This window comes from Pseudomonas sediminis, from assembly GCF_002741105.1.
Taxonomy (GTDB): domain Bacteria; phylum Pseudomonadota; class Gammaproteobacteria; order Pseudomonadales; family Pseudomonadaceae; genus Aquipseudomonas; species Aquipseudomonas sediminis.
In genome coordinates, this window is the sequence record NZ_NIQU01000007.1 from 220,826 (window position 1) to 240,060 (window position 19,235).

Consider the following 19,235-nt stretch of genomic DNA (forward strand, 5'->3'; position numbering starts at 1 on the left):
ATGCCCTACGGCTCGCCCATCTGGCAGATCGTCATCTGCTCAGCGCTGGCACTTGGGACAGTAAACACTCGCCCGCTGGCCCAGTTTGACCTCACGCAGCGTGCTGCCACAGACCTTGCAGAATTCGCCGCCACGCCCGTAGGCGAACAGTTCCTGCTGGAAGTATCCGGGCTGACCATCGCCACCGACGAAGTCGCGCAGCGTAGTACCACCACGCTCGATGGCATGGGCGAGGATGCGTTTGATCTCCTCGGCCAGGCGCAGGTAACGCGCACGCGAGACTGAGCCAGCCTCGCGGCGTGGATCGATGCCGGCAGCGAACAGCGCTTCGGTGGCGTAGATGTTGCCCACGCCCACCACCACGGCGTTATCCATGATGAAGGGTTTGACGGCCATGCTGCGCCCACGCGACATCTGGAACAGACGCTCACCGTCGAACAACCCGCCCAACGGCTCCGGCCCGAGTTTGCTGAGCAATACGTGAGTCAGCGGGTCCTCACTCCACAGCAGTGCACCGAAACGCCGCGGATCGGTGTAACGCAGGGCAAGGCCGGACTCCAGCTCGATATCCACATGCTCATGCTTGGCCGCAGCCAGGCCACATTCGACCAGGCGCAGACTGCCGGACATGCCCAGGTGACTGATCAGACTGCCGACTTCGGCCTTGATCAGCAGGTACTTGGCGCGCCGCTCGACGCACTCGATCCGCTGGCCGGACAGACGCACGTCCAGGTCTTCAGGGATCGGCCAACGCAGACGGCGCTCACGCACGATCACGCGGCTGACGCGCTGACCTTCAAGATAGGGGGCGATACCGCGACGGGTAGTTTCGACTTCGGGTAATTCAGGCATGGCTATACGGCAGCAGAACGGCGGTGCGCCACCTTAGCAGGAGCGACCTGCCAAGCGGTAGAGCGCCGCCCAGCGAACGAGGGCTCAGAGCACGGCTAGATCGCGGATGCTCTCTCGCAGGTTTTCGAAGTCGTACTCCGAGAGTCCCACATACTCCAGGATCGGCTGCGAAATGTACTGCCACTCCATGTCGACGGCCTGGCCACCCAACACACGATGGCTCTCGCAGACATGCTCGGCCATCTTCAGGATGCCCAGCAGTGTCTTGAGCTGCGCATCGCGCCCGGAGTCGTCGCTGAAGATCGACAGGGCGTTGTGGTGGTTGGCGATGACCTCGCAGAGGTGTTCCGGCAGGCGCCAGGAACGCGCGGTGAAGTACCCCACCACCGCATGGTTAGTGGTCAGCAGGCGGTTCTCGGTATCGACCACGCGACGCTCGTCGCTGGCGCTGGCGTAAGCTTCCTCCAGCACCTGCATGTAATTGGGGAAGCGCTTGAGCATCAGCGGAATGCCGCAATCGTGGAACAGCCCCAGGCTGTAGGCCTCGTCAGGCGAGTGATAACCAAGGCGCTTGGCCAGGGTCAGGCAGGTCATTGCCACATCCTGAGCACTGTCCCAGAAACGGTTGAGTACCAGGATGGCCTCGTCGGTCAGCTCACCTTTGATCGACTGCGCGTTGATCAGGTTGATCACCGTGTTGCAACCCAGCAGGTTGACCGCCTGCTGGATCGACGCGATGCGATTGGCCAGGCCGAAATGCGGGGAGTTGACGATCTTCAGCAGCGAGCCGGACAGCCCCGGGTCCTGACTGATCAGCTTGGCGATGCTGCGCAGATCGGGATTAGGCATGATCTGCTCCATCTGCAGGTCGACCATGATCTGCGGTTGTGGCGGTACGCTGATCCCCTGCAGGACTTGCTGGATCTGTTCGGCGGTGAGTTCGTAGGTCATGGAAAGGGAATCGTGCAGGATGAGAAGTAGGACACAGTCTAGCCAAAGCACCGACCTGCTCGCAGCCGACTTTTGTAAACGCCGGCCTGGCGCGCAAACCGCTATAATCCCGCTCTTTTCCCCGCGGAGCCCGAACTCATGTCTTCCCTGCCCAGTCTGCGCCTGAAAGCCAACGCCGACCGACGCCTGCGCGCCGGCCACCTGTGGGTATACAGCAACGAGATCGATGTCGCCGCCACCCCGCTGCATGGTTTCGCTGCCGGCGACCAGGCCGTCCTGGAAGCGGCCGGCGGCAAGCCGCTGGGCATCGTCGCCATGAGTCCGAACAACCTGATCTGCGCCCGCCTGCTGTCGCGCGACGTCAAGCATGTGCTGGACAAGTCACTGCTGGTGCATCGCCTCAATGTGGCCCTGAGCCTGCGCGAGCGCCTGTTCGACCAGCCCTGCTACCGCCTGGTGTATGGCGACTCCGACCTGCTGCCGGGGCTGGTGGTCGACCGTTTCTTCGACATCCTCGTGGTCCAACTGGCTTCCGCCACCATGGAGGCGCACAAGGATGACGTGCTCGCCGCGCTGATCCAGGTGTGCAAGCCCAGCGGCATTCTGTTCAAGAACGACTCCGCCGCGCGCGACGCCGAAGGACTCGAGCGCTACGTCGACACCGCCTTCGGCGTGGTGCCGGAGTGGGTAGCGCTGGAAGAGAACGGCGTGAAGTTCGAAGCCCCGGTGATCGAAGGACAGAAGACCGGCTGGTTCTACGATCACCGCATGAACCGCGCGCGCCTGGCGCCCTACGTCAAAGGCAAGCGCGTGCTCGACCTGTTCAGCTACATCGGCGGCTGGGGCGTGCAGGCCGCGGCGTTCGGCGCCAGCGAAGTGTTCTGCGTGGACGCCTCGGCCTTCGCCCTCGACGGCGTGGAACGTAATGCCACGCTCAACGGTTTCGCCGAGAAGGTCACCTGCGTCGAAGGCGATGTGTTCGCCGCGCTACGCGAACTGAAATCCGCAGAGGAGCGCTTCGACGTGGTGATCGCCGATCCACCCGCCTTCATCAAGCGCAAGAAAGACATCAAGAACGGCGAAGCGGCCTATCGTCGTCTCAACGAAACTGCCATCCGCCTGCTCAACAAGGACGGCATCCTGGTCAGCGCCAGTTGCTCCATGCACCTGGAGGAAGACAACCTGCAGAACATCCTGCTGACCAGCGCGCGTCACTTGGACCGCAACATCCAGCTGCTCGAGCGCGGCGCCCAGGGCCCCGATCATCCGGTACACCCGGCCATCGCTGAAACTCGCTACATCAAGAGTCTCACCGTTCGCCTGCTGCCCAACAGTTGAGCAGCCTGCACCTGCCGAGTGCGTTTCGGCAGGTGCCCCCTCTCTTCCCGCGCTGTTACCTCCCCCCACACCCGCCTCGCATCTCTCCCAGCATCGACTAGGCTTGAACCTGCATAGAAGAGCGCTATCAGCCGGCCATCAGTCATCTGGCTTGCTTATTGCTTTTAGCTATCAACATAACGATCGCCTCCCACGAAGGGGGTGAATCGACTCAGAAGTTGGAGCCTTGGCCACGAGCTGACTCCACATTGCGTATAGCGGGGAGGACTATGACTGCGCAGGCTGGGAACGACGCGTTCCTGCGATTCACCAACGTCAAGAAGACCTACGATCACAAGACCCTGGTGGTCAAGGACTTCAACCTCAATGTGGCCAAGGGCGAATTCATCACCCTGCTCGGCCCCTCCGGTTCCGGCAAGACCACCTGCCTGATGATGCTAGCCGGCTTCGAGGACGTGACCAGCGGCGAGATCCTGATCAACGGCCGCAACGTCACCAGCATAGCCCCCTACGATCGCAACATCGGCATGGTCTTCCAGCAGTACGCGCTGTTCCCGCACATGACCATCCGCGAGAACCTGGCCTACCCGCTGAAGATCCGCAAACTACCCAAGGACGAGATTCGCGCCAAGGTCGAGGAGTACCTCGCCCTGGTCGAACTGCAGGCCTTTGGCGGTCGCTACCCCGGCCAGCTCTCCGGTGGCCAGCGCCAGCGTGTGGCCCTGGCCCGCGCGCTGATCTTCGCCCCGGACATCGTGCTGATGGACGAGCCCCTCGGCGCGCTGGACAAGAAGCTGCGCGAGCAGATGCAGTTCGAGATCAAGCGCCTGCACGAGCAGCTCGGTTTCACTGTGATCTACGTAACCCATGACCAGACCGAAGCGCTGACCATGAGCGACCGCATCGCCGTGTTCAACAACGGCGTGGTGCAACAATGCGCGCCGCCCCACGTACTTTACGAGCGCCCGGCCAACATGTTCGTCGCCGACTTCATCGGTGAAAGCAACAAGCTGCCCGGCGTGATCGAGAGCGTCAGCGAAGAGCGCGTCGAAGTGCGCCTGCAGGATGGCGGCCTGGTCAGCACCCTGAAGGCCAACTGCACGGAAATCGGCCAAGCCACCACCGTCTCGGTGCGCCCGGAAAAACTCAACTTCACCGACCGCCTTGGCGCCGCTGGCAATCAGGTCAAGGCCCGCTTCGTCACCCGCCACTACGTCGGTGAATACATCCGCTACCACTTCGAAACCGCCAGCGGCAGCGAGCTGGTGGTGAAGAACCTGAACGACAGTTCAGCCCCGCAACTCAGCACTCAGGAAGAGGTCGCCCTGGCCTGGCTGCCGGAAGACAGCCAGGCCCTGGATCGATCGGAAGTCCCCACCCACAACTAGTAGAAGCAAATGGAGCACAGCAATGGCTAGATCACTGACTACCAGCGTTTCCACCTTCGCCCTGGTGGCGGCACTGGGACTGGCAACGGGCAGCGCCACCGCCCAGGACAGCCTTACCGTGGTTTCCTGGGGCGGGTCCTACGGCGCCGCGCAGAAGAAACACGTCATCGACCCGTACCAGGCGGAATCCGGCGTCAAGGTACTGTTCGAGGACTACTCGGGTGGCGTTGCCGAGATCAAGGCTCAGGTCGAATCCGGCAACATCCAGTGGGACGTGGTTGACTTCGAAGTGATCGACCTCGAGCGCGCCTGCTCCGAAGGCTTGCTGGAAACCCTCGACCACAGCGTGCTGCCGGCCGGCATCGACGGCACCGCAGCAGCACAGGACTTCATTCCCGAAGCACTGGCCAGTGAGTGCGCGGTGGGCAACATCGTCTGGTCGGTGGTGTTCGCCTTCAACGACAACACCATCGGCGGCACCAAGGCCACCAGCATTGGCGACTTCTTCGACACCACCAAGATCCCTGGCAAGCGCGCCATGCGCAAACGCCCACAGGTGAACATGGAGTGGGCGCTGATGGCCGATGGCGTGGCGCCTGAGGAAGTCTACGAAGTGCTGGCCACGCCGGAAGGCCAACAACGCGCCTTCGACAAACTGGCCAGCATCAAGAAAGACATCGTCTGGTTCGACTCCTGGTCGCAAGCGCCGCAACTGCTCAACGACGGTGGCGCGGTACTGGTGCAATCGGCCAACGGCCGCTTCTACGACGCCATCGTGCAGGAGAAGAAGCCCTTCGAAATCGTCTGGGACGGCCACGTCTACGACCTCGACGCCTGGGCCATCGTCAAGGGCACCAAGAAGAAAGAGCTGGCCATGGAGTTCATCAAGTACGCCACCGGTTCCAAGCCGCTGGCGGGCATGCCGGACGTCGCCTACGGCCCGACCCGCAAGTCGTCCATGCCGCTGGCAGACCAGACTGCGACGCCGCACCTGCCGACCGCTCACCTGGATAAAGGCATCCAGGCTGGCTCCGAGTTCTGGGCTGACTATGGCGAGTCGTTGGGTGAGAAATTCAACGAGTGGCTGTTGAAGTAAAGCACCAGCATCCTGTCTCCCCCGACCTGTGGGAGGTGCTTTAGCCGCGACCGTCGCCGCTGAAGCACCGCCTACAGGAGTCGGGGGGAACAGTTGGGCTGAATCCACCGGAGTAACACCTTGTCATCCCTGACCACCAGCGAAGCCGGCCAAGCCGCCAGCGCCCGTCGCAAGAAACGCCTCGCCGCCTTTCTCTTCGTGGTGCCGCTGCTGCTGTTCATCATCGTCACCTTCGTCGCCCCCATCGGTACCATGCTGTGGCGCAGCGTGTATCACCCGACCGTGGCCGAACTGATTCCGCAGACCCTGGCCGAGCTCGAACGCTGGGAAGATCACAAGCAACTGCCAGACGAGAAGACCCTGCAGGTATTCGTCAGCGAACTGCACACGCTCAACGAGCAGCGCCTGTCAGGCAAGCTGTCCGAGGAGTTCAACCGCGCCTATACGGGCATGTCCAGCGTGGTCAAATCTACCGCGCGGCGTATCGGCAGGCTGGATGCACAAGCGCTGCAGGCCCAGGGTGTGCAAACCCTGCTCGATGCCCATCGCAACTGGAGCAAACCCGAGCTGTGGTACGCCATCGAGCGTTCCGGCAAGGTCTACACCTACGATTACTACCTGACGGCCCTGGACCTGGAACTGCACCCCGACGACGGCATCCAGGTGCGCCAGGACACGCAGATCTACCTGCAGCTGTATACCAAGACCCTGAACATGGCGCTGGTCATCACCCTGCTCTGCGCCCTGCTCGGCTACCCGCTGGCCTACTACCTCGCCGGCCTGCCGTCGAACCGCGCCAACCTGCTGCTGGTGCTGGTGCTGCTGCCGTTCTGGACCTCGCTGCTGGTGCGTACCACCTCGTGGATCGCGCTATTGCAGACCAACGGCGTGATCAATTCCTTCCTCATGGGCATCGGCCTGATCAGTCAGCCCTTCGAGATGCTCTACACCTCGTTCGCCACCGTGGTGGCGATGACTCACATCCTGCTGCCGTTCATGATCCTGCCGCTGTACAGCGTGATGCGCGGCATCGACCCCAGCTACATGCGCGCCGCACTCAGCCTGGGCGAAAAACCAATACCGGCGTTCGCCCGCATCTATTTCCCGATGACATTGCCAGGGCTCAGCGCCGGAGCATTGCTGGTGTTCATCATCTCGGTCGGCTACTACATCACCCCGGCACTGGTCGGTGGCACCGACGGGCAGATGATCAGCAACATCATCGCCTTCCATATGCAGCGTTCGAACAACTGGGAGCTGGCCGCCGCGCTGGGCTCGCTGCTGCTCGGGCTGATCATGCTGCTGTACTGGGTGTACGACCGTTTCGTCGGCGCCAGCAACATCAAGTTGGGATGATGAGACGATGAAGATCCCCGCCTACTACGGCTTCTGGCACCACCTCGGACACTGGCTGCTCAAGGCCAGCTCTTGGTTGGTGCTGCTGTTCCTGATCCTGCCGATCCTGGTGATCGTGCCGCTGTCGTTCAACGCCGAGCCGTTCTTCAGCTTCACCGAAGGCATGCTCACCCTCGACCCCGAGGCCTATTCGCTGCGCTGGTACCGGGAGATATTCAACGATCCGAAATGGATACTGGCGATCAAGAACAGCTTCTTCATCGGCATCCTCTCGACCATCCTCGCCACCATTCTGGGCACCTGCGCCGCCATAGGCCTGGCCCGCGATGAGATGCCGTTTCGCCGCTTCATCACCGCCCTGCTGCTATCGCCGATGATCGTGCCGCTGATCATCACCGCTGCCGGGATGTTCTTCTTCTACTCCAACCTGGGTCTGGCCGGTGGCTACCTCGGGGTGATTCTGGCGCACGCGGCGCTGGGCACGCCGTTCGTCATCATCACCGTCACCGCCACGCTGACCGGCTTCGACTACAGCCTGGCGCGCGCGGCGCTGAATCTCGGCGCCACGCCGATTCGCGTGTTCTTCGACGTGATCATGCCGCTGATCCGCCCCGGGGTGATTTCCGGCGCGCTATTCGCGTTCATCACCTCGTTCGACGAAGTGGTGGTGATCCTGTTCATGGCCGGCCCACAACAGCGCACCATTCCACGGCAGATGTTCTCGGGCCTGCGCGAGCAGATCAACCCGAGCATCCTGGCCATCGCCACCCTGCTGATTCTAGTGTCCATCGCCTTGCTGGTGACCATCGAACTGTTGCGCCGCCGCGCGGAGCGCATGCGAGGGATCGAGATACCAAACTAATTGAGCACGTCAGTGCCAGTAATAGTCCGATACATACCTGAGCACGACACAAGAGCGTCTAGTACGCCAATATTCCAGCGTCAGGCCTATTTCTCGCTGTCCTCATGAACCACACGGGCGATATGCTAGTTCATCAGACAAGCAGAGCCCGTACCATGATCACGCCCTCCCACGAAGGCATCAGCCACCTAGTGGCCGATGCGCTCGCTCCGCCCCTCCCCCGCCACAAACCGGCCGCTGCCCCATATATGGAGACGGATGCACACAGGTGCAGCTAAACCGCTGAGCTGCACCGACTGCCTCTGAACGGTACCGGCCTCTCGTCCAAGTGACTGGAAACAGGGGAACGCACATCTCAACTCACCCGCCTCCGGCGAGTGAAGCCCTTAGCTTCCGTTACTTCTTCTATCGATGTTGGGCGTCCCTCCTCACCTGCGACCCGTACGCCAGGCAAGAAGAACGTCCAACTCTGTGCCAGCCCAGCGGTGGATTGCCCGCCCCGCGCCAAGAAGAGATAGAGCTAAGGTGAACATAACAACGACGCTCTCGCGCTACGCCCTCCTTCCTCGCAAACAGCAAACACCAGATACCGAAGCCGTCTGTTCGAGCTGCCAGCCGCAACTGGCCAAGCTCTGCACTCTCGCCCGCACCCAGGAGCGCAAACGTATCGCGCGCGAGCTGCACGACGAGCTAGGGCAGCAACTCACTGCCTTGCAGCAAGGACTGGGCGTATTGCGCATCCATCTCGGCCAGGATCGCCCTGACTTGCTGGGCCACATCGAACGCCTGACTGCCATTTCCCTCGGGGCCATCGAAGTCATCCGTGAAATCAGCAATGGGGCACCCATCAAGAAACTGCAGCACAACCTGAGCAGCACCCTCGAAGGCTTGATCGATGAATTCCGCCAGCTCTCCGAGGTCGACTGTCGCTACAACTTGCCCAAGCAGAACCTAGACCTGGAACCGGGACGCGCCGCCCACCTCTATCGCATAGTCCAGGAGTCGCTGACCAACATCCTGCGCCACGCCAATGCCACCCGGGCTGAAGTGAGCCTGGAGCGGCGCGAGAATGACTACGTACTGGAGATATTCGATGACGGACAGGGCTTCATCCTCAGCGACATACTGCCTGACTCCACCGGGCTGTCCGGCATGCGCGAACGCGGCAAGCAACTGGGTGGCCCCGTGATCATTTTCAGCCACCCCGGCCAGGGCACCATCGTCCAGGCAATATTCCCCGTGAAAATCAATCGATGAAGGAAAGCCTATGATCAACCTCATGATCGTCGACGATCACACGATGATGCGAGAAGGCCTGAAACGGCTACTCGAACTGGACAAGGACATCTGCATAGCCGGCGAGGCGGCCAACGGTCTACAGGCATTGGAGCGCCTGAAAATGAAGGATATCGATCTTCTCCTGTTGGATATCAGCATGCCCGGCCTCAGTGGTGAGGCGCTAATCTCACGCCTCGTCCATCAGCATCCGCAGTTGCCGATTCTGGTGCTCAGCATGCACAACGACCCCCATGTCGCCATGCGCGTGCTGCGCTCGGGGGCCACCGGCTACATGACCAAGACCCAGTCGCCCGAGACGCTGATCGCGGCCGTGAAGAAAGTCAGCACTGGCGCCCGCTACATCGACCCCGAGCTGCTCGAACAGATCGCCCTCAACAGCCTCAAGCAGAACCCACCTTGCGGCCTGGACAGTTTGACCAATCGAGAGTTCCAGATCATGCGACTGCTGGCAGATGGCCTTAGCGTCAATCAGATCGCCGAACAACTGATGATCAGCAACAAGACCGTCAGCACCCATAAGATAAATCTGATGGAGAAGATGGGCTTTTCCAACAACGCCGACATGATCAAGTTCGCCAGCAGACTCAGCATTTCCGAGCCCGACTGAGGATTTCCCTAGCCCAAAGCGGGACAAATCTACGCGCAAATCCAGCGTATTCCGATGCCCCCACCCAAGTGCCTAATGCATCCTCCAGATGTCGACGGAACGATGACAGGCACCCTGCAGGAACCTCCCCCTTCTAGCCTGGCAACTGTTCCGCGATCACCTGACCCCAGCAGTCGCGGAGCCAAGACGTGCGCGAGCAGAACCTCCCCCTGGTTATCCCATCGCTAACGCTGCTGGCAGGCACCGTGGCTGTTGTTCTGGTTGGCCTTGGCTGGCTGAATACCCTTGTCGCGCTGGCTGGCCTGCTGGTGATTGGTGGTGCCCTACTGCTCCAGCAGAAACGGCTCAGGTCATCGCAGCAGCCCGTCGAAGTCCAGAGCAGTGACGAGCAACCTGTATCTCACGATATAGAAGAGCTTTGCGAACAGACGCTGCCACTCTGGTCGCAACAGATTCACTCCGCTCGCAACCATACCGAAGAAGCCATAAGTGCACTGAGCGAGCGCTTCGCCAACCTCGCTGTACGCATTCAGCAGAGCCTGGGCAACGGCCCCGAACGCGAGGCCGGCAATCGCCTGGTCGCACTGCTGTCCACCAGCCAGCACGAGCTGGACATGATCATCATGGCTCTGCGCGAAGCGCTGGCAAGCAAGGAGTCGCTGCTCAAGGAAGTCATGGAGCTGTCGAGCTTCACCGACCAACTGCAGGACATGGCGCAGGACGTCGCTGATATCGCCAAACAGACCAACCTGCTGGCACTAAACGCCGCTATCGAGGCCGCACGTGCGGGCGAGAGCGGTCGAGGCTTCGCCGTGGTCGCCGACGAAGTACGCAAGCTGTCCACCATGTCCGGCAGCACCGGCCAGCGCATCGGCGAGACCGTGACCATCGTCAACAGCGCGATTCACAAGACGCTGAACATCTCCCGCGAATACGCCAAGACCGACGCCGTCACCCTGAACAATGCCAGCGACGTCATCAAGGGCGTGATCACCCGCTTCCACCACAGCGCCAGCGGCATCGTCAGCCACAACGAAGCGATGCGCAGCCAGAGCGAAATCGTCGCCCAGGACATCGCAGAAGTACTGGTCTCGCTGCAATTCCAGGATCGCATCAGCCAGATGCTCGGGCATGTCAGCGGCGATATCGACAAGCTGCTCGAACAGATCCTCTCGCGCAACGAATACCGCAGCCTCGGCAATCAACCCGCGCCTCTGGACATCCCGCGTTGGCTGGAAGAGCTGTCCCAGACCTACACCATGCCCGAACAGCATGACATCCACCGAGGCGAAGCACCCGCCAAGCGTAATGATTCCGAAATCACTTTCTTCTGAGGTTCACCCAATGGGCAAGACCGTACTCATCGTCGACGACTCCGCCTCCATCCGACAGGTCGTCAGCATCACGCTCAAGGGCGCTGGCTACGACGTGATCGAAGGCTGCGACGGCAAGGATGCACTGGGTAAGCTGGACGGGCGCAAGGTGCACCTGATCATCAGCGACGTGAACATGCCGAACATGGACGGCATCACCTTCCTCAAGAACGTCAAGCAACTGCCTGCCTACAAGTTCACCCCGGTGATCATGCTCACCACCGAAGCCGGCGAAGCGAAGAAGGACGAAGGCCGCGCAGCCGGGGCCAAAGCCTGGGTGGTCAAGCCTTTCCAGCCGGCGCAGATGCTCAATGCCGTCTCCAAGCTGATCCTGCCTTGAGCACTTGGCCATGAGCAGTGACGGCCTGTACCGCATCCTGCCTCTCGAAGGCGGCCTGAACATCTACAGCGCCAGCGAGAATATGGGCTTGCTGCTGCACGCCCTGGCGCCCGAAACCGAGCTGGAGCTGGACTTGTCCGCCCTCGACGAAATCGATTGTGCGGGCTTGCAATTGCTGATCATGGCCAAACACGAAGCCCAGCGCATTGGCTGCGACCTGCGCCTTACCAACCATAGCCCGGCGGTGATCGAAGCCTTCGAGCTAAGCGGGCTGGCGTCGTTCTTCGGCGACCCCATCCTGATCAAGCCGACGAGCGAGTAGCCCGCATGGACATGGACGAGGTTCTGAAAGTCTTCATCGCCGAGAGCCAAGAGTTGCTGCAGCAGATGGAAGAAGCACTGCTGATGCTGGAGCATGCGCCGGGCGATAGCGACACCATCAATGCCATTTTCCGAGCGGCGCATACCATCAAGGGCTCAGCTGGACTGTTCGGCCTCGACGCGATCGTGGCGTTCACCCATATCGCCGAAAGCGTTCTCGACCGTGTCCGCAGCGGTGAACTACGCTTCGATGCTGAGTTGACGGCGTTGTTTCTGCAGGTACGCGACCATCTCGGTGAGCTGGTCAGGCTGGTCGATGAAGGCATAGATCTGAGCAGCCTGCCTGCCGAAGTTCAGCCGCTGCACACCCAGCTTGGCGATTGCCTGAGCCGCTACCTGCCATCGACTGATAGTCAGTCCCAACTGCGTGCCACCGAGCGGATCGAGCGAGGACACGAACACGGCCTCAGCGCCGACCACTGGCATATCTCGCTGCGCTTCGGTCCGGACACCCTGCGTAACGGCATGGACCCGCTGGGGCTGTTCCGTTACCTCAATACCTTCGGACGCATCGTCAGCCTGGTGCCGGTACTGGATCGCATGCCAGCCGCAGCTGAAATGGACCCGGAAACCTGTTACTTGGGTTTCGAGGTTGCCTTCTACAGCGACGCGGACAAAGCCACCATCGATGGTGCCTTCGAGTTCGTCCGTGAAGACAGCCTGATTCGCATCCTGCCTCCACACAGCAAGTCCGACCAGTATCTTGAGCTGATCCGCGCGCTCCCCGAAGAGGACATGCGCCTGGGGGAAATCCTCATGCGCTGCGGCACCCTCACGGCCACCGAGCTGCAGGAAGTGCTGCACACCCAGGTCCAGAGCCAGCAGCGTGCCGAAACCCGCCCCATCGGCCAGGTGCTGATGGAAGAAAGCCTGGTACAACCACCGGTGATCGCCGCTGCCCTGCAGAAGCAGCAGCAGATCAAGGACAACCGTAACAACGAGAACAACCTGATCCGCGTCGATGCCAGCAAACTGGATCGACTGATCGACCTGGTAGGCGAGCTGATCATCGCTGGCGCCGGTGCACAGATGACCGCACAGCGCTGTGGCCACAGCGAGATGCAGGAAGCCACCGAAGTGCTGTCGCGCCTGGTCGAAGAGGTGCGCGACTCCGCCCTGCCGCTGCGCATGGTGCAGATCGGCGCCACCTTCAACCGCTTCCAGCGGGTGGTGCGCGACGTTTCACGGGAGATCAGCAAAGACATCGCGCTGAGCATCAGCGGCGGCGAAACCGAGCTGGACAAGACGGTGGTCGAGCGCATCACCGATCCGCTCACGCACCTGGTACGCAACGCCATGGACCACGGCATCGAGCCCGCGGACAAACGCATGGCCAATGCCAAACCGGCACAGGGGCGCGTCTGGCTGAATGCCTTCCACGATGCTGGCAGCATCGTCATCGAGGTCGGTGACGACGGTGGTGGCCTCGATCCTCAGCGCATTCTGGCCAAGGCTCGCGAGCGCGGCATGCTCAACGAAGGCCAGCAACTGGCTGAGAAAGACGTTTTCAACCTGATCTTCGAGCCAGGTTTCTCTACTGCCGAACAGGTCAGCAACCTCTCCGGTCGCGGCGTCGGCATGGACGTGGTCAAACGCAATATCACCGCACTGCGCGGCACCATCGACCTCGACAGCAAACTTGGCCAGGGCACCACGGTACGAATCCGCCTACCGCTGACGCTGGCCATCATCGATGGCTTCTTGGTCAACGTCGGTCAGGCCAGCTACGTAATCCCTCTTGAACTGGTCGAGGAATGCATCGAACTGAACAGCGATGAACCGTTCGAGCGCGGCCACCTCGAGCTGCGTGGCCAGATGCTGCCGGTAGTTCGCCTGCGCGAACTGTTCGAGGACGACAGCCCACGACCGCGTCGCGAAAGCGTAGTCGTGGTGCATCAGGCCGGACTGCGAGCAGGCCTGGTGGTGGATCAGCTACTCGGGGAATTCCAGACCGTCATCAAGCCACTGAGCAAGGTCTTCTCGGCCTGTCCCGGGCTCGGCGGCTTCACCATTCTCGGCGATGGCACGGTGGCGCTGATCCTCGATATTCCGAGCCTGCTCGGCCAACTCACACGCGTATCGGAAGCCCCGCAGCGGGCGAGGATCGAAGCATGAACGAGGCCGCGCTCGAAACGGAAAAATCCACGCAGCAGTACCTGACCTTCGTTCTCAGCGGTGAGAACTATGCCGTCGACTCGCTGAGTGTGCGCGAGATTCTCGAGTACACGCGCTTCACCCCGGTACCGCGCATGCCCGCCACGGTGCGCGGTGCCATCAACCTGCGCGGCTCGGTGGTGCCGGTGATCGACCTGCAGGCTCGCTTCGGTGGCTCGCGCACCGAGCTGAACAAACGCACCTGCATCATCATCCTCGACGTCCCCGACGAGGACCGCCAGCAATCACTCGGCGTGCTGGTCGATGCAGTCAGCGCGGTGCGCGAAATCGACCCGGAAGAAATCCAGCCAGCCCCGGCATTTGGCAGCCACCTGCGCAGCGAATTCATCACCGGCGTCGTCCGCATGGGGGAACGCTTCATCACACTTCTAGCGCTGGATCAGGTTCTCGACCTGGAAGCGCTTGGCAAATCAGCTAACAGCGAAGGCAGCTAGCCACAAGGCTCCGGTCTCACCTGCGATCACTCCAGCAAAGGATTCTCACCATGCTCAGCAAATTCAAGATCGGTACCCGGCTCATCATCGCATTCATCCTGGTCGCCAGTATCAGCGCCGTAGTCGGCCTGGTCGGGCTCTCCAACAGCTCCACCATGAACGACCTGGCAGACGCGCTATATGACCGTGAACTGATGGGCCTCTCCTATATCAAGGAGGCCAACATCAACCTGATCTATATCGGTCGTGCACGTTCCAACTTCCTGCTTGCCACGAACCAGAGCGAGCGTGATGGAATCCGAGCCGATATTGATGCTTACAGCAAGAGCGCTCGTGAAAACATAGACGCAGCCCGTGAGTTGTTTGCCAGCGAGCGGTCGCTGGAGCTGTTCCGCGAAATAGACGCGACCTGGAATGATTACCAGAGCACCATGACGCAGGCTCTGCAAACTGCATCCCAGCAGGATTTCTACCTGGAGAACCCGGCCCTGCAGCGCCAGCTGGGTCAGGTTCGAGAGCGTGGAGACAAGCTCGATCAAATCATGACCGAGCTGTCACGCGGCAAGGAGAGCAACGCCAAAGAAGCCAACGAGCAGGCCAATGCCCTCTATGCCAGCAGCCGCAACATCATGATCGGTGTGATCTTCGGCGGCGTGCTGTTCGGTATCGCACTGGGCCTGCTGATTAGCCGCAGCATCACGCGCCCGCTCAACGATGCAGTCGATGCTGCCAACCGCCTGGCTGACGGCGATCTCAGTGTGCGTCTGGACAGTGATGCCCGTGACGAGACCGGCCAGCTACTGGCGGCAATGGGTAACATGAGCGAGAAACTCACCCAGATAATCTCTGAAGTACGCGGCTCTGCCGACTCGCTGTCCAGTGCTTCCGAGGAAATCTCCTCCACCGCGCAGAGCATGAGCCAGGCGGCCTCCGAGCAAGCGGCCTCGGTCGAGGAAACCAGCGCCTCGATGGAGCAGATGTCAGCCTCGATCTCACAGAACACTGAGAACGCCAGGGTCACCGATGGCATGGCCAGCAAGGCATCCAACGAGGCCGGCGAGGGTGGCCAGGCCGTCAAGGACACCGTCAGCGCGATGAAGACCATTGCCGACAAGATCGGCATCGTCGACGACATCGCCTACCAGACCAATCTGTTGGCGCTCAATGCCGCCATCGAAGCCGCGCGTGCCGGCGAGCATGGCAAGGGCTTCGCCGTGGTGGCTGCCGAAGTGCGCAAACTGGCCGAACGCAGCCAGGTGGCAGCGCAGGAAATTGGAGAAGTAGCGAAGAACAGCGTGGCCCTGGCCGAACGCGCCGGCACTCTGCTCGATGAGATCGTGCCGTCCATCGCCAAGACCTCCGACCTGGTCCAGGAAATCGCAGCTGCCTCGGAAGAGCAGAGCAGCGGCGTCAACCAGATCAGCACGGCGATGAACCAACTCAGCGAACTGACCCAACAGAACGCTTCGGCCTCCGAAGAGCTGGCAGCCACCGCCGAGGAAATGAGTGGGCAGGCCGAGCAACTGCAGCAGTTGATGGATTTCTTCCGCCTTGGCGGTGCCAGTGATCGCAGTGCTGCTTCGACGCGCAACAAACCGCAACAGCGCAGCGCCAGCAAAGCACGCCCATCGCGCGATGAAGACGACAGCGCCATGCCCAGCATGGCCGGTCTGCCAGCCGGATACGTACGTTTCCAGGAGTAGGCCGATGAATGCCAGTCCCCGCCTGTTAGCCGGTGCCAGCGCACCGGCTGGGCAGTACCTGACTTTCACCCTGGCCAGAGAAGTCTTCGCGGTGGAGATTCAGGTCGTGCGAGAGATCATCGAGTACGGCAAGCTGACCGGCGTACCGATGCTGCCGCCGAGTATCCTCGGTGTCATCAACCTGCGTGGTGCCGTGGTACCGGTGATCGACCTGGGCGTACGCTTCGGCGGGTCGGCAACGGTCATCGGGCCACGTACCTGCATCGTCATCCTGGAAATCGCGCAGGATGACGGCACCCAGGTGATCGGCATGGTCGTCGACGCGGTCAATGAGGTACGCGAGCTCGCCGCTGGTGAAATAGAACCGGCACCGAGCTTCGGCAGCCACATTCGCGCCGATTTCATACTCGGCATGGGCAAGCTGGACGAGCGCCTGGTGGTAATGCTCGACGTCAGCCGAGTTATCTCCGCTGAAGATCGTGAGCTGCTCGGCCAGGCCCAGCACCTAGCCCACGCATCGGGAACGAGCTGACATGCACACCAGCGCCCCCGCTGCCTTGACCGACCAGGAGTTCGGTCAATTCCGCCGCCTGCTCCACGATATCGCCGGCATCCACCTCTCGGATGCCAAGAAGCCTCTGGTGGCCGGCCGTCTCAACAAACGCCTGCGCGGCTTCGCGTTGTCCAGCTATGGCGAATATTTCAAGCGCGTGGGCAAGGACGCGCATGAGTTGCAGATCTGCATCGATCTGCTGACCACCAACGAGACGTATTTCTTCCGCGAACCGAAGCACTTCGACTTTCTCCGTGAGCACCTGAGGCTGCCTGGCGGCGTGCCATCGGGCCGCCCTTTGCGCATCTGGAGCGGCGCCTGCTCCAGCGGCGAAGAGCCTTACACCATTGCCCTGCTGTTGGCAGATATTCTCGGCGAGCGCCCATGGGAAATACTCGCCTCGGACATCAGCCATCGGGTGCTGGAGCGCGCCCGAACAGGTGTGTATGCGCTGGAGGACCGTGACGACATCCCCCGTCATCTGCTGGTGAAGCATTGCCTACGCGGTGTTGGCGAGAACGAGGGACGGATGATGATCACGCCGGCACTGCGCCAGCGGGTGCGCTTTAGTCAGATCAACCTGAACACGGCTCTGCCTGACGTTGGCCTGTTCGACACAATCTTCCTACGCAACGTAATGATCTATTTCGATGCAGAGACGAAACGCCGTGTGGTCGAGCGCCTGGTCAAGCATCTGCGCCCGGGCGGCCACTTCATCATCAGCCACTCGGAAAGCCTCAACGGCGTGAACGAAAAACTCAAGGTCATCAAGCCTTCCATCTACTGCAAGCCCGATGACTAGTACACCCAGCATCGCCGAAGTGTACCTGCAGCCTGGCGACTATCACTTCGGCGGTACCTACACGAGAATTCGCACACTGCTCGGTTCCTGTGTCTCGCTGGTGTTGTGGCACCCTCGCGCACGCGTGGGAGGCATGTGTCACTACATGCTGCCCAGCCGCAGGCGCACAACCCTGCAGCCAGATGGCCGCTACGGTGATGAGGCGATGCTGCTGCTGCGTGAAGCCATAGTCTCGAGCGGCACTCGAGTATCCGACTACCAGGTTCGCATCTTTGGCGGCGGGCACATGTTTCCGTCTATCGCCTCGAGCAGACAACAACACGTAGGTCTGCAAAATATCGAAATGGCAAGGCGGCTTGTCGCCGAGCTTGGGCTCACCTGCCATGGAGAGCACGTAGGCGGCGTCGGACATAGAAACCTGATCTTCGACATATGGAGTGGCCAGTTAGCCCTGAAACAGTCGGCACCGTTGCCGATCTATGGCCGTTCTGGAGTACAACCCGCATGAAACCCATCAAAGTCATGATCGTCGACGACTCTGCCGTCGTGCGCCAGGTCCTGGCATCTGTACTTGCCGCAGACCCAGCCATCGAAGTGCTGGGCACCGCGGCCGACCCGCTGTTTGCCCTGAGCAAGATGGAGCGCGAGTGGCCCGATGTGATCGTCCTCGACGTAGAAATGCCGCGCATGGACGGCATCACCTTCCTCAAGAAACTCATGGCCGAGCGCCCAACGCCGGTGGTGATCTGCTCGACCCTCACCGAGAAAGGCGCCAGCACCACCATGCAGGCCCTTGCCGCTGGCGCGGTGAGCATCGTCACCAAGCCACAGGTCAACCTTAGCAAATTTCTGGTCAATGCCAGCGATGATCTGCTCGTCGCGGTGAAAGCAGCCGCACGCGCCAACATGCGCCAACTGGCCAAGAGCAAAACACCGGTGCAGCCCAAGCTGGGCGCCGATGCCGTGATCCCGGCCGGGCAACCGGCCATGGCCCGCACCACCGAGCGCGTGGTGGCCATCGGCACCTCCACCGGCGGCACCCAGGCGCTGGAGTACATTCTCACCGCCCTGCCACGCGTGTGCCCTGGTATCGTCATCGTCCAGCACATGCCGGAGCGTTTTACCGCCGCCTTCGCCGAGCGCCTCAACGGCCTGTGCCAGATCGAGGTGCTGGAAGCGCGTCATGGTGACCGGGTCACCCCCGGCCGCGCCCTGATCGCCCCCGGTGGTCGCCATATGCTGCTCAAACGCAGCGGCGCGCAGTACTTGGTCGAAGTGGTCGACGGCCCGCCCGTGAGCCGCCACAAGCCCTCGGTGGACGTGCTGTTTCGCTCCACCGCCCGCGCTGCCGGGGCCAACGCCACCGGCATTATCATGACCGGCATGGGCGACGACGGTGCTCGTGGCCTGCGCGAGATGTTCGAGGCTGGTGCGCAGACCTTCGGCCAGGACGAAGCCAGCTGCGTGGTCTACGGCATGCCCAAGGAAGCCAAGAAACTTGGCGCGGTCGGGCGCGAGATTGCGCTGGAGCAAATTCCCGCGCAGATCCTGCGCGCCGAGCGTGCCTGACCGGCAGCCTTTCCCCGCCCGCCTCGGCGGGCGTAGAATCAGCGCATTCCTCGCCAGAAATCCTCCGGCGGGCCCGTGAGCCCCGGCCGTACGAACGGTGATCCCGTTTCGTCATGCAGCCCCCTGACACCGCGGCGATCTGCCGCTCGACGATGC

The 19,235-nt window shown here is 61.6% G+C and carries 18 protein-coding genes and 1 pseudogene; 17 read left to right on the forward strand and 2 right to left on the reverse strand.

Features of this window, described 5'->3' with window-relative positions; all coding sequences use genetic code 11:
* Positions 1-39: 39 nt before the first annotated feature.
* Together mutM and CDO35_RS17600 are read right to left on the reverse strand one after the other, a co-directional pair.
* Positions 40-852 (reverse strand): bifunctional DNA-formamidopyrimidine glycosylase/DNA-(apurinic or apyrimidinic site) lyase, encoded by an 813-nt coding sequence (mutM, locus tag CDO35_RS17595; protein ID WP_099525964.1) that lies wholly within the window; start codon positions 850-852, stop codon positions 40-42.
* 84 nt (positions 853-936) lie between these two features.
* Complete coding sequence (locus tag CDO35_RS17600; RefSeq protein ID WP_099525965.1) at positions 937-1,803, reverse strand: HDOD domain-containing protein; 867 nt, start codon at positions 1,801-1,803, stop codon at positions 937-939.
* Between the two features lie 138 nt (positions 1,804-1,941).
* Between CDO35_RS17600 and CDO35_RS17605 the strand changes: the two genes are divergently transcribed.
* The 17 genes and pseudogenes from CDO35_RS17605 to CDO35_RS17685 all read left to right on the forward strand — a co-directional run bounded on the left by CDO35_RS17605 (position 1,942) and on the right by CDO35_RS17685 (position 19,079).
* A complete protein-coding gene (locus tag CDO35_RS17605) occupies positions 1,942-3,141 on the forward strand; it encodes a class I SAM-dependent rRNA methyltransferase (RefSeq protein WP_099525966.1) in 1,200 nt (399 codons plus the stop codon).
* A gap of 269 nt (positions 3,142-3,410) precedes the next feature.
* Positions 3,411-4,529 carry an ABC transporter ATP-binding protein gene (locus CDO35_RS17610; RefSeq protein ID WP_099525967.1) on the forward strand — a complete coding sequence of 373 codons (1,119 nt, stop codon included), beginning with the start codon at positions 3,411-3,413 and terminating at the stop codon, positions 4,527-4,529.
* A 22-nt stretch (positions 4,530-4,551) separates the two neighbouring features.
* Positions 4,552-5,625, forward strand: coding sequence for an ABC transporter substrate-binding protein (locus tag CDO35_RS17615; protein ID WP_099525968.1), 1,074 nt, complete (start codon positions 4,552-4,554; stop codon positions 5,623-5,625).
* 120 nt (positions 5,626-5,745) lie between these two features.
* Positions 5,746-6,981 carry an ABC transporter permease gene (locus CDO35_RS17620; protein WP_099525969.1) on the forward strand — a complete coding sequence of 412 codons (1,236 nt, stop codon included), beginning with the start codon at positions 5,746-5,748 and terminating at the stop codon, positions 6,979-6,981.
* A gap of 7 nt (positions 6,982-6,988) precedes the next feature.
* A complete protein-coding gene (locus CDO35_RS17625; RefSeq protein WP_099525970.1) occupies positions 6,989-7,843 on the forward strand; it encodes an ABC transporter permease in 855 nt (284 codons plus the stop codon).
* 525 nt (positions 7,844-8,368) lie between these two features.
* Positions 8,369-9,100 carry a sensor histidine kinase gene (locus CDO35_RS17630; RefSeq protein ID WP_099525971.1) on the forward strand — a complete coding sequence of 244 codons (732 nt, stop codon included), beginning with the start codon at positions 8,369-8,371 and terminating at the stop codon, positions 9,098-9,100.
* A gap of 10 nt (positions 9,101-9,110) precedes the next feature.
* Positions 9,111-9,749 carry a response regulator gene (locus tag CDO35_RS17635; protein ID WP_099525972.1) on the forward strand — a complete coding sequence of 213 codons (639 nt, stop codon included), beginning with the start codon at positions 9,111-9,113 and terminating at the stop codon, positions 9,747-9,749.
* Between the two features lie 716 nt (positions 9,750-10,465).
* A pseudogene (locus CDO35_RS23315) lies at positions 10,466-11,083 on the forward strand (methyl-accepting chemotaxis protein); the annotation flags it as partial.
* 10 nt (positions 11,084-11,093) lie between these two features.
* Entirely contained in the window at positions 11,094-11,462 is a 369-nt protein-coding gene (locus CDO35_RS17645; RefSeq protein ID WP_099525974.1) for a response regulator, read from the forward strand.
* Positions 11,463-11,472: 10 nt separating this feature from the next.
* On the forward strand, positions 11,473-11,784 hold the full coding sequence (locus CDO35_RS17650) for an STAS domain-containing protein (protein WP_099525975.1): 312 nt from the start codon (positions 11,473-11,475) through the stop codon (positions 11,782-11,784).
* 5 nt (positions 11,785-11,789) lie between these two features.
* Positions 11,790-13,958, forward strand: coding sequence for a chemotaxis protein CheA (locus tag CDO35_RS17655; protein WP_099525976.1), 2,169 nt, complete (start codon positions 11,790-11,792; stop codon positions 13,956-13,958).
* The gene (locus tag CDO35_RS17660) at positions 13,955-14,452 is read left to right on the forward strand and encodes a chemotaxis protein CheW (protein ID WP_099525977.1); all 498 of its coding nucleotides are present in this window, start codon (positions 13,955-13,957) and stop codon (positions 14,450-14,452) included. The genes CDO35_RS17655 and CDO35_RS17660 overlap by 4 nt, the downstream gene beginning before the upstream one ends.
* 50 nt (positions 14,453-14,502) lie before the next feature.
* Complete coding sequence (locus tag CDO35_RS17665; protein WP_099525978.1) at positions 14,503-16,155, forward strand: methyl-accepting chemotaxis protein; 1,653 nt, start codon at positions 14,503-14,505, stop codon at positions 16,153-16,155.
* Positions 16,156-16,159: 4 nt separating this feature from the next.
* Entirely contained in the window at positions 16,160-16,687 is a 528-nt protein-coding gene (locus CDO35_RS17670) for a chemotaxis protein CheW (protein WP_099525979.1), read from the forward strand.
* A gap of 1 nt (position 16,688) precedes the next feature.
* On the forward strand, positions 16,689-17,510 hold the full coding sequence (locus CDO35_RS17675) for a CheR family methyltransferase (protein ID WP_099525980.1): 822 nt from the start codon (positions 16,689-16,691) through the stop codon (positions 17,508-17,510).
* Entirely contained in the window at positions 17,503-18,018 is a 516-nt protein-coding gene (locus tag CDO35_RS17680) for a chemotaxis protein CheD (protein WP_099525981.1), read from the forward strand. Before CDO35_RS17675 ends, CDO35_RS17680 begins: the two co-directional genes overlap by 8 nt.
* The gene (locus CDO35_RS17685; RefSeq protein ID WP_099525982.1) at positions 18,015-19,079 is read left to right on the forward strand and encodes a protein-glutamate methylesterase/protein-glutamine glutaminase; all 1,065 of its coding nucleotides are present in this window, start codon (positions 18,015-18,017) and stop codon (positions 19,077-19,079) included. The genes CDO35_RS17680 and CDO35_RS17685 overlap by 4 nt, the downstream gene beginning before the upstream one ends.
* The last annotated feature ends 156 nt before the right edge of the window (positions 19,080-19,235 follow it).